Source organism: Streptomyces sp. NPDC030165 (assembly GCF_055573595.1).
This window is the reverse complement of the sequence record NZ_JBVIBD010000009.1, coordinates 1-12,983: the sequence shown is the minus strand read 5'-3', so window position 1 is coordinate 12,983 and position 12,983 is coordinate 1. Positions and strand designations below refer to the sequence as shown.

Here is a 12,983-nt window from a genome sequence, read left to right as displayed (position 1 = left end):
GGATTCCAGATCTACTACTCCAAGGCGTACGACAAGTGGGTCTTCAACCGTCACGCCACCGACGCGGACGACACCAAAATCGTCCGCGCCATGAGCAATGCCGCAGCCAGGGCCGGCGAATGGACGTACCTGACAGGTACGTACGACGCTTCCCAGCAGACGGTCTCGCTGGCTGTGAACGGCCAGCTTCAGCAGACAGCGAAGTTCACGACCCCGTGGCAGGCCAAGGGCGGTCTGCAGATCGGCCGGCTCTTCTACAAGAGCTCCTGGCAGGAGCACGCCGCCGGCACCATCGATGACATCAGTATCTCGGCAGAAGGCCCCACAGCCCACTGCTCTCCGACACAAACGGTCGGGCACCGCGGCGCTCCCCAGCTCGCGCCGGAGAACACCGTCGCATCCCTGGATGCGGCGATCGATCACGGCGCGGACTGGGTGGAAACCGATGTGCAGTTCACCAAGGACGGGCAGCCCGTCATCATGCACGACGACACCGTGGAGAGAATGACCGACGGCACGGGCCGCGTCGATCACCTCACGTCTGCGGAAATCGCCAAGTTGAACGTGAAGGGCGGCGGACGTGTTCCCACACTCGAACAGGTACTGGCCTCGCCCAAGGTCAAGTCCGCACGACTCCTCCTGGAATTCAAGGGGCCCCAGCCCTCGGCGGACATTGACCGGGCACTCGGGCTCGTCGCCGAAGCCGGCATGGCCGGGCGCACCATGGTGCAGTCGTTCGACGAGGGCATCGTGCGCCACGCAGCTGCCTCTCCCCACCAATTCAAGGTCGCACTGCTGCGCTCCAAGCTCGACGCGGATCCCGTGGCGACCGCCCGCGCGTTCAATCTCAGCGCATACGCAGTGGGCTTCAAGGGACTCTCGGACCGGCCGGGCGTGGTGAACCAGCTCAGGGCGGCCGGTGTCGAGACATTCGTCTGGACGGTCGACCGTGAAAACGACTGGAAGACGGCCACGTCGTGGGGGATAGACGGAATGATCACCAACCGTCCGGACGAGTTCCTCAAGTGGCGGCAGGGTTACTGCGCCGCCAAGTGATCCCTCGGCACATTCTCCGGCAGGCAGGAATCCTTGGTCGGCCTGCCGGGACCAGAAGGCATCTCAGCCCTCTCATGGGATAAAGGAGAAGACATTGGCAACCAGATACAGACGCGCGTCCAGATGGCGTGGCGTCGTGGCCGCGGTCATGGGCCTGACCCTGGCCGCCGGAGTGGACGCACCGGCCGCCGCAGCCGAGGACACACCGGTGTACGGCCGGTCGGACGTCCTGGAGGCATGGAGAGTCGGCGGCCCCGGCGTGCGCCAGGCCGCCGAAACCGCATTGCAGGGCTCGGACGAAGACATCCGTACCTTCATGACCAAGGACCTTCCGGCCCTTGAGGAACAGGATCTGCGCGTCCAGGTCGCACAGATCATGGTCATCGGCGGCCCGGGAGTGAGCGAGGCGGCCAACATCGCACTGGACGGCGGGGTCAAGGAGCTCCAGGATTTCCTGGACGACGGACTCGTCAAGCCGTACGACGATGATCTGCGCGTCCGCGTCTCGCAGATCATGGCCGCCGGCGGGCCGGGCGTGCAGGAGGCGGCGGGCAAGTCGCTGGACGGCACCCCCGACGACTGGCTCAAGTTCATCAACCAGGGGCAGCTCAAGCCGGCCGAGGATGACAACCGCGTCCAGGTCTCCCAGCTGATGGTGGCGGGCGGCCCGAATGTGCAGAAGCTCGCCCAGCAGGCCCTGGACGGCTCTGCCGAAGACATCCAGGAGTTCCTGGATCACGGATGGCAGGTGGCTGCCGCACGTGACCAGGAGAAGCTGTCCGTATCCCAGCTGGCGCAGCTTGCCGACAAGGCCCAGAAGCGGGCCAAACAGCTGACCGAGAAGGCCAAGGAGGAAGCGGCCAAGGCCGAGAAGGCCACGGCCCGGGCCAAGGCGGCAGCGGAAGAAGCAGCCCGTCAGGCCAAGGAGGCCCAGTCCTCGGCCCAGGAGGCCGCCGCTGCTGCCCGCAGAGCGGCCGCCGCGGCCGACCGGGCGGCGCAGTCGGCTCGTACCGCGGTGTCTGCGGCCGCGGGCGCCAACCGGGCAGCACGGGTGGCATCCAGCGCTGCGGCCCAGGCGGCCTATGCCGCCAGCCGGGCCGGCAACGCAGCGGCTTCGGCCAGATCGGCCGCTGCGGCGGCCGCCGGCGACGCCAACCGCGCCAAGGAGGCCCGTAAAGCCGCGGAGGTCTCCCGAGAAGCAGCGGCGGGAGCCAAGAAGGCAGCCGTTGCCGCAGATAATGCCGGCGAAGCGGCGGAGCACGCCGCGGTTGCTGCGGGGGCCGCGGCCCGGTCGGGCGTCAATGCCGCTGCGGCCGCTGCGGCCGCGGCCGAGGCAGGCCAGTGGGCCGGCCAGGCCGGCGGCAAGGCTGAGGAGGCAAGGGCTGCGGCAGCCAGGGCCAAGCGGCTGGCCGACAAAGCCACGCGTGCGGCCAACGCCGCTCAGGCCAACGCCCGTGACGCCGCGAAGGCCGCACGGCAGTCACGGGACGCCGCCAACGACGCCGCGCAGCATGCTGAGGCCGCGGCCAAGGCAGCGGAGAAAGCCGCGGCCGAGGCCGGCAAAGCGGTGAACGCGGCCAAGCAGTCCAAGGAAGCAGCCGACGCCGCGACGACGGCGGCCAACAACGCGCAGACTGCCGCGAAGCAGGCGAAGGCCGTGGCCGCGCTGGCGCGCAAGGCCGACGCCGAGCGGCTGGCCGAACAAGAGGACGAGAACATCCTCGCGGCCGAAGAAGCCAAGAAGGCCCATGACGCCGAGGTCGCCGCTGCCGAATGGGAGGCCGGGCGGATCCACCAGCTCGATGCTGAGACGCAAGAGCTGCGCAAGGAGGCCGAAGCCGCCACCGACCCGAAGGCCGCTGCGGCCAAGGGACGGCACGTCGCGGTCAACCTCCTCAACTCCGGCGGGAACTGGGTCCGCAGCAATGCCGAGATGGCGCTGGAGGGCACCGACGCGGATGTGTCCGAGTTCGTACGCACCGGGTTGACGATCGCCTTGGAGCAGGACGACCGCGCCAGCGTGGCGCACATCGCGGCCACCGCCGAAAAGCCCGAGCAGCGGCAGGCTGCCGTGGCCGTGGTGGACAAGCCGATCGACCAGGTGCGGGAGTTCCTGCGCACCCGGGCCTACCCGGGCAAGGAACACGACGACCGCATCGCGGTCTCGCAGATCATGACCACGGGTGGCCCGGGCGTGAAGGACGCCGCCAACAAGGCCCTGGACGGCACTGCCGACGACCTGCATCAGTTCCTGGTGGCCGGGCAGTACCAGGCCCGCGAAGCGGACGACCGCGTCGTCGCCGCGCAGGCCGTGGCCAACGGCGGGCCCGAGGTCAAGTCGGCGGCCCAGGCGGCCTTGTCGGGGCCTCCGTCGGGACTGCGGTCCTTCCTTCAGGTCGGCCTGTACAAGGCGCAGCAGCGGGATGCCAACGCGGCCGCTCACATCGCCGAGATCGACACGCTGCTGGCGGCTGCCGACCGGTCGGCAGCCCTCGCACACAAGGACGCGGCCGAGGCTCAGCGGGTGGCCGCGCATGCCCGCAATGAGGCCGCCGAGGCCGTCAAGTGGAAGAACGCGGCGAAGAAGTCCTCCGACGACGCGGCCATGTACGCCCAGCAGGCCGACAAGTCTGCTGACCAGGCGGAGGAATCGTCCAAGCGGGCCGCCGCGTCCGCCAAGACGGCCCGCAACGCCGCCGCGGCCGCACAGAAGGACGCACGGGCTGCGGACCTGTCCGCACAGCGGGCCCAGCATTCCGCGGTACGCGCCTCGCACTACTCATCGCAAGCACACACCTCCGCCTATCAGGCCCGCAATTCCGCTGCGGCCGCCGACCAGGACGCTCTCGCGGCTGCCAAGGCGTCCACCGAGGCATTGAAAATCGCGGCTGACAAACTGGTCGAGGAGCTCAAGGCCCAGATACGGGAAGAGGCACTCAAGCCCAGTAAGCCGATCTCGGACAAGGAGCTTCGCGCTTCCCTGGAAAAGCGGCTGTTCACATGGCGCCGCGAAGCCTTGGGGGACGGGGACCTGAAGCCGGGCGAGACGGTCCTGGTCTGCGGTGGTGACGGGGCCGGCGGCATGGGCTGCATCACGACCACCTATCTGGACCGGCTGATCGCCTGGTACATAGGCGCCGACGAAATCGAGCACTGCCTCCAGACGAAGTCCGCCAAGTGCCTCCCGGACCTCGCGATGAGCGCTCTCAAGGTGAAGGCCCTGAAGGGGCTCAAGAAGAGATGCCGGCCCAACAGCTTTGTCCCGGGCACCCGCGTCCTGATGGCCGATCACCGGACCAAGCCGATTGAAGACGTCCGCATCGGCGACCAGGTGATCGCAACAGACCCGCAGACCGGCCGCACCGAAGCGAAGGCCGTCCAGGACACCATCACCGGCAGCGGCAAGAAGAACCTCGTCAGCATCACCGTCCCCCGTTCCGGCGCGCAGTCCGGCGGCACCGTCGTCGCCACCGACAAGCACCGTTTCTGGGAGACCGGCAGCAACGGCGCATGGCTCGACGCCGCAGCGCTCAAGCCCGGAATGAAACTGCTCAGCAGCTCCGGTGCACCGGTGCCGATCAACGCCACCAAGACGTGGACTGTGCCCGGCCAGCGGGTCCACAACCTGACAGTCGCCGATCTGCACACCTACTACGTGGTCGCCGGCGACCAGCCTGTTCTCGTCCACAACGACAACAACTGGTGCGACGAAGACCTCAAGGCGATGGAAGAGTGGGACAAGGGGCGAAGCGGTAGCGTGGAAGAGAGCGCCAAGTACCACATTGACAAGCACGGCAAGGGACGAACCTTCGCCGAATACACGAAGGAAGCCAAGGCTCTCTGGGACAAGACACCGGCCAAGGACCGTATTCGCGTCACGGTGGGCCATGGCAAGCCGGGCTGGAAGATCAAGGGCGACTGGAGGAGTGGTGAAGGCATCTACACCGACGACGGGAAGATCGTGACATGGTGGGACTGACAGGCAGTTCCGACTTCCGGAACGCCTACAATGAATTCCGTGCCATGCCCTATCCTGACCGCCCGAATCCCGGGAAGCTGCAGGACCTGGGTTCCGATCTGCTCGACATCGACTACCAGATCGCGGGATATGCGGGCCAGGTCAACAACGGTGACCTGAGCGCTTCGGACATCCCAGAATTGGACGAGCACGCACGCGAAGTCAAGAACCTCCTGAGCGCATTCGCTTCGGTGAGCACCGCAACGGATCAAGAGTTGCAACTCAAGGAGAAGTTTCATGCCTACGTCGCTACGCTGGATCGGATGATGGTCGAACTTCAGCGGCTGGCCGCCGGCTGAAGGATTGGAACCACAAGGGCAGCGTAGGCCGACGGGCTTACGCATCGCCAGGCCAGCACTCTCCAGTGAGGTTCTTGGTAAGGGCTGGACGTTTTCGGCGGGTGGTCGCAGGTGATTCTGCGGCCACCTGCTGTCGTGTTTTCGGGGGTCGAGTAGGAACCATGCAGAGAGTGCACTTTGCTGTCACATGATTTGACACCCGGGGTGAGCTGGTCGATTCCGATCGCCCACGGCCTCACGAGAACCGCCTTCCACGGGACGTCATGTCCGCCTCAAAGGCAGGTGCTGGGTCACCGTACGGTCAGCGGATCCCAGCCGCGAGCGCCGTCATGGAGAGCGAGCAGGAGCCAGGCGGGCCAGCCGCGGCGGTGGTCCTGCTCGGCATCGATGCCGAGCAGGTCGGCCATGGCAAGCTGGGCACTCAGTTCGGGCTCGGCGCCTGCGATCCAGCGGGAGAACTTCTCCTTGCGACAGGCCATCTGCCCGTACGCCGGTGTCCGGTGACGGTTGGCGAGCCGCTTGAGGTACGCCGCGGCGGTGGTGTGCTGCTTGGCCGAGCGGCTGACCCGTCAGGGTGCGTGCTGCCGGGTCAACAGAGGACAACGGCAGCACCGTTGGCATGGGGACAGGGTGAGGGCTGCCGGTCTCGGGTGTGGTTGGAGCTGGGTAGGGGGCCGATGCCCATGGTCGCCGGTCCCTGGCGTGCCGACCGCTTCCGGGGTCTGGGGGAGCGGCTGATTTGAGTATTGCCGCTGGCCGTGTCGGTGGCCTACCCCTGTACCGCATGCGCGTACTCCCCGTTCCCTGAAGTGGGCACCGGGCGGGACGGGGGCTCGGTTGCGGGTCAGGAGTCCGGTTCGGGCCGGGGGAAGGGACCGCGGTCGGCGGGCCCGCAGACGACCTGATGTGCCACCGCGGTGAGCTTTCGCTGGTGGGCTCGGGCGTAGCCGCGCAGCCGGGCGAATGCCTCCTGCGGGGGCAGGCGCAGGCGCTCGGCCAGCAGCCCCTTGGCCTGTTCGATGATGACGCGGGAGTCCAGGGCCGTTTGCAGTTGGGCGTTGTGTTCGCGTACCTGGGCGAGTTCCTGTTCGCGGGCCAGGGCCCAGGCGGTGGTTTCGGCCAGTATCTGGCAGGCGCCGATGTAGGCCGCTTCCAGGCGGCGGTGCTGGTGGAAGAGGTTGAGGGCGCCCAGCAGCCGGCCGTGGTGCTGCAATGGGACGGCCGTGGCGGCGGTGAAGCCTTCCGCCAGTGCCTGCGGGGCAAAGCGGGGCCAGCGTGCCTGGCTGCGAGGGTCGGTCAGCTGCACGTCGGCCAGCAGGGTGCCGGTGCGGCACACGTCCCGGCACGGGCCTTCGGCCAGGTCGACCTGGAGCCGTTCCAGGCGGCCGGCGGCCAGGTCGGTGGCGATGACCTCCTGGCGCAGCCGTGGCCCATCGGCCAGCAGGAGGCCGCTGGCCTGGACGCCGGGCAGGTGCAGGCAGTACTCGGCCAGCCGCCGTACCGGCGCGGGAGTCTGGTTCGGGTGGTTGCGGGCGGCGCCGGGCTCCGGCAAGCCGCCGGACGGCGCAGAATCTGAACCGGTCTCGGACACGGCGTAACACACCCATTTCAGCGGCCCGGGGGCCGCAGTCGACAGGCACGAACCCGCTACGGGTGCCCCGAAACCGGCCGCCTACCCGCGGCTACGGGAGCGCGCCCGTCGGTGCGCGCCCCCTTGGACCGCTGGTTCACTCCGGCCGGCGGAGATGGCCCTGCGTGCCAAGGCGCCAGCGGGATGAACAGGAGTGCGAAGGCTTGCCGTCTTTCTTGGTGCCTCAGCTGCTGGATGCCGGCTACGGGTGTCCTGTGCCACCGAACCTTGATCATTGCCATCGAACCTTGATGATCATTAGGTTTGTGCCATCGAAGTTTGAGTGGCACGAGGTGCTGGTCGTCAGGCGTGGCAGTGGGGGAGCTTGCGGGCGCGTACGCGGACCCGGACCTGAGGGCGTTTGACCTGGGGTTTGTGGAGGATGGCGTACAGGTTCAGCGGTCTTTGGCCTCCTGCTGGGGCATCCGCTTCGAGCAGGTGACGCCGGTGCGGCCGTTCCGCTGGCCCAAGGGCGGAAAGAGCTTCGCGGGCTGGTACTTCTGCGCGACGACCGGCGAGCACATCGGCTACGAGTCGTGGCTGGAGCGGGACCGCTTGATCCTCTTCGACGCCGATCCGCAGGTCACGGGCATCGCTTTACAGCCGTTCTGGCTGCACTGGCACGACGGTGAACGCCGACGCCGTCACGCTCCCGACTACTTCGTACGCCTCGCAGACGGGCGGGCCCGCGTTGTCGATGTCAGGGCTGCCGATCGTGTCGACGATGCAGCTGCCGAGGCTTTCGCCGCGACGGAACGCGCCTGCCAGGCGGTCGGCTGGGAGCTCATGCACGCGGGCGCCCCAAACTCGGTGCTGATGGCGAGCATGCGGTGGCTGTCACGCTACCGCCGACGCCGATGTCTGCGCCGGGACGTCGCTGACCGGCTGCTGAAGGTCTTCGAAGAGCCGGGCCCGCTGCGGGAGAGGGCACTGACGTCCCCGCTGAGGAGGCGTAGCCATGAGCACGGTGAAGGAGTCAGTGGACGTCGAGGTCCCGGTCCGCACCGCCTACAACCAGTGGACGCAGTTCGAGGAGTTCCCGAAGTTCATGGAGGGCGTCGAGAAGGTCACCCAACTCGACGTCCGGCACAACCACTGGACCACCAAGACAGGTGGGATCAAGCGGGAGTTCGACACCGAGATCGTCGACCAGCTCCCGGACACCCGCGTGGCCTGGCGTACCACCAGCGGCGACAGCCGGCAGAAGGGCCTGGTCAGCTTCCAGCGCCTGGACGAGACGCACACCCGGGTGGAGATCGTCATGGACGTCGAGCCCAGCGGCGCGGCGGAGAAGGCCGCTGACATGACGGGAGTCATCGCCCGGCGCGTCAAGGGCGATATGCAGCGCTTCAAGGACTACATCGAGCGCAGGGGTGCCGAGACCGACGCCTGGCGCGGCCGCTTCACGCCCGGCTGACCCACCGCGGCGGCTCCGTGGCGCGACCACCCGGCTGTCCCCTGTTCCTCTGTGGAACGCCGTTTCCCCGGACTCGAAGGGCAGCCGGGGATGCATGGCAAACGCAGACGCCGAGACTTACCATGGCGTATCCAGAACCCTGGACCGAACAGTCGGAGACCGATACCGAGGCCGACGGACACCCCAAGCACCGAGCCCGGACCATCAGCGGTTCCTAGGTATCGAACGCCAGGTGATCCACCCTGGCACCATCTTTCGATACACGCCCAAGGGACGATCGACATGACGCTTCCCCCAGGCCAACGTGCCGTCGACGGATTCCCACGTTTCGGCACACATATCCATCACCCGGCTCCGCCTGTCCCCGCCGACCCGGTGATCGAGATCGGCGGAGCGCTGACCGAGGCCGTCACCCTGTCCGTGACCGACCTCGCCAAGCTGCCACGGCAAGAGCTCGGAGCCGACTTCCATTGTGTCGCCGGATGGTCGGCAACCGGCCTGCTGTGGGAAGGAGTCGCGTTCGAGGCCCTCTACCGCATGCGGGTCGAACCGCTGCTCAAGACGGACGCGTCGATCAGCCACATTGTCTTCGAAGGTCTCGACGGCTACCGGTCGATCGTGTTGCTTGAGGACGCCTTGGCCGACGACGTGCTCATCGCCGACCGTCTCGACGGGCGGCCGCTCGACAGCGACCATGGAGCTCCGATGCGGCTGGTCAGCCCCGGCCAGTACGGCTTCGTCAGTACGAAGCACCTCTGCCGCATCGAATTCCACACGTCCCAACCCCCGGACCCCGACCGGTGGTCGCCCATCGCGGCGCACCGCAGGGCGAGGGTCTGGCGGGAGGAACGTCACCGCCATCTTCCCGGCCGTGTGGTGCGGCCGGTCTACCGGGCGCTGATCGGGCCGATCCGCGCACTTAGCGCCCGAGGTAGTCGCACACGGCCGCGGTGAGCAACTTCAAGTCGGCGGCGGCTCACTGCGCATGGAATCGCTGCTCGCGGAATTGCTGTTCGCGAAATCGCTGCTCACGGGACGCGTTGCTGACTTCGCACTACGAACAGGGCATGACCCCAACCCAGGCATGGCACGACGCCATCGACAACCAGGACCTCTGGATCCTGAGCGGCTCCATCCACTACCAATTCCGGATGTTCGACCTTGAACGCGGTGTCGGCATCGGCGAGCTGCTTGAGCAGACGTGACCCACACCACTCAAACTTCGACGGCACACGCTCAAGGCTCGATGGCACAGGACAACGGGACTAGCAGGTCGCCGCACGGTGGAGGACGTGCAGGTTGCCGGTGTATGCGGCGGCGGACGCTTGTGCCGACTCACACGAAAACGTCCTGCAGTTTTACAGATCAAGCCCCCGGTATCTCGCGCTTGTTGCGCCACACGGCCCGACAAGGCGCACGCCAGAAGCCCTTTCGCCAGAACACTAGATGAGAGGCCGACGGACGCTGAGCTGCGAGTCGGCAGCCTGGTCGCGCGTAACCCCTGCACGAAGGCGAACGGCGACGGGGGTTCGGCGGTACGGTCACAGCGCGCAGAGGGAAGCGGTGCCCGGCCGCCCTGCCGCTCGCACCGAGGCGTCGTAGCAAAGCTCCACCAGCTTGGCTGGTGGAGCTTTGTTGTTGCACAGCCCCGCAAAGGAGAGCCGGGTAGGGCCGCGGGCCCACCCCGGCGCTCGCGGGGGCAGTGGCTTGGTTCACTCGTACTTTCGAGATGCAAGCGCCTCAACGCGGTACGGACCATCTACTGGGCTGTCCACGCATCTGGCAGGCATGTGGCGCCGCGGTGCGCCGGGGTCCTCGGCAAGACTGCGGCGCGTCACCGTGGCCTTGCCTACTGGGCTCACCGGTTCATCTGGGCGGAATTCGCGAGGAGGGCACCGATCTGCGGCCTCGTGGGGTCTCCCAGGACGATGTCATCGATATTGCGGTACCGGCGTCCGTCAACGTCGACCGGATCAACGCGCTGCCCGCGCATGACCCGGTAGATGAGGCGGGACAGGTTCGACCACTGGTTTTCCAAAGCCATACCGAAGGAGCCGACGTAGGTGTAACGGCGACCGCTATCATCCCCGCTGGATTGCCCGTCTCGGATTGTCTCGTGGATACGGTTGAAGATCCATGGGGTGCGGGCGGCCTCGGCGGTGGCCTGGGCAATGTAAGCCAGGCGCAGGCGGTAGTCGTTCGCAGTCTGCCGGGTAATGCCCTGGAACGACATCAATTGATTGTGCAGGTACCATGGCGTGTAGACCATGTTGCCGCGTTCACGGTTCGGGTCCAGGCTGTTGTAATTCTCGTCGTAGCCGAGATCGTTGAATTCGCCGGCCTGGTGGTACTGGTCACGCCACGCCCGGGCCAGCGCGCTCTCATCGCCACCAGCGTCACCGAATTGCCACCTTCGGCTGTTGGCGCCGAATCCGACGAGGTAAAGATCGTTCGTCCGGAAGTACAGCGTCAAGTGCATCTGGTTCTGGTCAGGACCGGTCAAAACCTGAACCTCGATGAAGTGGTTCCTTACGGTCTCGGTTTCCAATAGGCGGCTGTCCACATTCCGGTTGTTGATCTGGTGCCCGGCCAGGGTGCGGAGGGAGGTGATGAGAGCCTCGTAGTCACTCGCCCCTTCCGGCGTACTCATCATGCCGTCCAACTCAGAGACAAACCAGTTTATGCGAGTCCAGCGGGAATTTCCCGTGTCTGCGTAGGCCGGTGCCGAGTTGGCGTTCAGCAGCCCGCATGTGGCGAGCAGGGCAAGAAGCAGCACGCCAAGGCGTCTGCCGACGCGGCGCACGATGGACACTGGATGCACGGAAGCTCTTCCTACGTTTGAGCGCAGAGCCCCAGCGGGGCCCGCGGGAATGTGTCGACAAGGCGTCAGCCGGCGATGCAGGCGCATGCCGGAGTTGCCTCCTTGCCGTCGGTGCCCCTCACTCTGCCGTGCGGACCTAACGCTGATCTAACGTCGGCACCCAGGCACTGCTCCGGCTCCGGCTGTGTCCAGTCGTGCAGCCCGCAGCGTACGGAGGAAGACTGCCCGCGCGGGCGCTACGGCCGGGCCCAAGGGCTCCGCGTGCTCGACCGTCCAGCTGCCGACTCGCACCAAGACGTCATGCAGTTTTGCAGGTCAAGTCGCCGATATCTCGCACTCGCTGCGCCACACGGCCCGACAAGGCGCACGCCAAAGGCCCTGCCGCCAGCACACTGAGATGAGAGACCGACGGACGCTGAGCCGCGAGTCGGCACGTGGTGGCGAAGAGGGCATCGGTGCATCAGTGGGGTGCCAGGGAGTCAAGTCCTTATGCCTCCGGCGGGTCCTCCCTCGGAGGGGGGAGGGGCACGCCGTTCGGCTGCCGCACCGTCGCGGTTGCTGTGAGGAAGCGGGGTTCCCTCCTCGGTCGGCCGTCCCAGCAAAGCGCACCGTGTCGTAGGGGTACGGAGTCGTTCGTCCGGGTCCTCCACCTTTCCTCGTACCTCAGAAAGCCGGAGGCTTCCGGGCGCTCCACACCGCACCCCTACGACACGGCACGCGGAGCAGTGCCGTCCGACCGAGGAGGGAACCCCGCCACCGGCCCGTTGTGGCCGGGGCCCGGCCCCGGACGATGCGCCGCTCTCCCCGAACGCATGGAAACTTAACCCACTGGGCAGGAGGTCGGACGGCAGCCGAAGCCTCCATGTCTTCGGGTACGAGAGCGACCTTCAGCGCATTGAGATGCTCTACACCTCGCTTCTCCTCCAGATGGACACCGGGCTTGCTGCACAGTACGTGCCCGTGAGCACGGGGGTGCGCGCATGGCGCCGGAGCTGGCTGCTCGGCTTCATCACCCGCGTCGGCGACCGGATCAAGGAAGCCGAATGCGGCGCCCGTGAAGATGCACGCGACGAGACCTCGGTGATGCCGCAGCACTGCCCTTGTCCTGGCCGACTGCAAGGCCCTCGTGGAACGCAGCTACCGCGCCGCCTACCCCAAGACCCGCAGCAGGCCGCACCACCTACACCGGCACCGGCTTCGGCCACGGTTGGGTGGCGGGGAGTCGCGCTGACATCGCCACCTGGTGAAGTTCCAGGACCCCGAGGGCAACGTCTACGTCTGGTTCAGCAGCGCCGCCCAGGTACCGGACCGGGGCGACGAGGTCCAGGTGACCGGCACGGTCAAGGAACACAGCACCTACGGCCAGACGGCACAGACCGTGCTTCAGCGGTGCAAGGTCACCGAACGCGAGCTTGCCGCCGCCTGAACTCCCCTCCCACCGGCCGGGGCGGTCAGCGCACCGCCCCGGCCCCTGAACCTCGCCAGCAGCAACAGGAAGCACAGATGACCCCCACGCAGGAACTCACCCGGATACTCACGGCCGCAGGCCACGAGGTGGAGGCCGAGGCCGGGACCGGCGCGATCACCGCACGCCTTGCCGGATGCGGCTGCACCGTGTGGCTCAGCGAGCAAGGCGGATTCGGATGGGGGTGCGGCTCTTCCTGAGTGAGATCGCGGTCAAGCCGTGAGAGCGTATCGATGCTGGTCAGCTGGGTAGAGACGGCGGTGCTCGGCAGCGAGGT

General features: G+C 67.2%; 11 protein-coding genes and 1 pseudogene. 9 read left to right on the top strand and 3 right to left on the bottom strand.

Going from position 1 to position 12,983, the window contains the following annotated elements; translation table 11 throughout:
* From ACZ4Z1_RS18405 to ACZ4Z1_RS18395, 3 genes are all read left to right on the top strand, one after another.
* Positions 1-1,056: glycerophosphodiester phosphodiesterase family protein (locus ACZ4Z1_RS18405; protein WP_468487634.1), on the top strand; the 1,056-nt coding region annotated here is incomplete at its 5' end.
* Positions 1,057-1,204: 148 nt separating this feature from the next.
* Positions 1,205-5,035: a polymorphic toxin-type HINT domain-containing protein gene (locus ACZ4Z1_RS18400; protein ID WP_468487876.1), complete on the top strand. Its 3,831-nt coding sequence runs from the start codon at positions 1,205-1,207 to the stop codon at positions 5,033-5,035.
* The gene (locus ACZ4Z1_RS18395) at positions 5,023-5,373 is read left to right on the top strand and encodes a hypothetical protein (RefSeq protein WP_468487633.1); all 351 of its coding nucleotides are present in this window, start codon (positions 5,023-5,025) and stop codon (positions 5,371-5,373) included. The genes ACZ4Z1_RS18400 and ACZ4Z1_RS18395 overlap by 13 nt, the downstream gene beginning before the upstream one ends.
* 290 nt (positions 5,374-5,663) lie before the next feature.
* Here ACZ4Z1_RS18395 and ACZ4Z1_RS18390 read toward each other — a convergent pair whose 3' ends face one another.
* Together ACZ4Z1_RS18390 and ACZ4Z1_RS18385 are read right to left on the bottom strand one after the other, a co-directional pair.
* Complete coding sequence (locus ACZ4Z1_RS18390) at positions 5,664-5,852, bottom strand: hypothetical protein (RefSeq protein ID WP_468487632.1); 189 nt, start codon at positions 5,850-5,852, stop codon at positions 5,664-5,666.
* A 365-nt stretch (positions 5,853-6,217) separates the two neighbouring features.
* Positions 6,218-6,925 carry an ANTAR domain-containing protein gene (locus ACZ4Z1_RS18385; protein WP_468487631.1) on the bottom strand — a complete coding sequence of 236 codons (708 nt, stop codon included), beginning with the start codon at positions 6,923-6,925 and terminating at the stop codon, positions 6,218-6,220.
* A 387-nt stretch (positions 6,926-7,312) separates the two neighbouring features.
* Here ACZ4Z1_RS18385 and ACZ4Z1_RS18380 point away from each other — a divergent pair.
* The 4 genes and pseudogenes from ACZ4Z1_RS18380 to ACZ4Z1_RS18365 form a co-directional block, all read left to right on the top strand.
* Positions 7,313-7,921: pseudogene (locus ACZ4Z1_RS18380) on the top strand (TnsA-like heteromeric transposase endonuclease subunit); the annotation flags it as partial.
* A gap of 40 nt (positions 7,922-7,961) precedes the next feature.
* The gene (locus tag ACZ4Z1_RS18375; protein ID WP_468487630.1) at positions 7,962-8,420 is read left to right on the top strand and encodes an SRPBCC family protein; all 459 of its coding nucleotides are present in this window, start codon (positions 7,962-7,964) and stop codon (positions 8,418-8,420) included.
* Positions 8,421-8,795: 375 nt separating this feature from the next.
* Positions 8,796-9,374: a molybdopterin-dependent oxidoreductase gene (locus ACZ4Z1_RS18370; protein ID WP_358969842.1), complete on the top strand. Its 579-nt coding sequence runs from the start codon at positions 8,796-8,798 to the stop codon at positions 9,372-9,374.
* Positions 9,375-9,487: 113 nt separating this feature from the next.
* Positions 9,488-9,625, top strand: coding sequence for a hypothetical protein (locus ACZ4Z1_RS18365; RefSeq protein WP_358969844.1), 138 nt, complete (start codon positions 9,488-9,490; stop codon positions 9,623-9,625).
* Positions 9,626-10,278: 653 nt separating this feature from the next.
* Here ACZ4Z1_RS18365 and ACZ4Z1_RS18360 read toward each other — a convergent pair.
* Positions 10,279-11,232, bottom strand: coding sequence for a ribosome-inactivating family protein (locus ACZ4Z1_RS18360; protein WP_468487629.1), 954 nt, complete (start codon positions 11,230-11,232; stop codon positions 10,279-10,281).
* Between the two features lie 1,252 nt (positions 11,233-12,484).
* Here ACZ4Z1_RS18360 and ACZ4Z1_RS18355 point away from each other — a divergent pair.
* Complete coding sequence (locus tag ACZ4Z1_RS18355; protein ID WP_468487628.1) at positions 12,485-12,667, top strand: hypothetical protein; 183 nt, start codon at positions 12,485-12,487, stop codon at positions 12,665-12,667.
* Positions 12,668-12,744: 77 nt separating this feature from the next.
* Entirely contained in the window at positions 12,745-12,906 is a 162-nt protein-coding gene (locus tag ACZ4Z1_RS18350; protein WP_468487627.1) for a hypothetical protein, read from the top strand.
* The last annotated feature ends 77 nt before the right edge of the window (positions 12,907-12,983 follow it).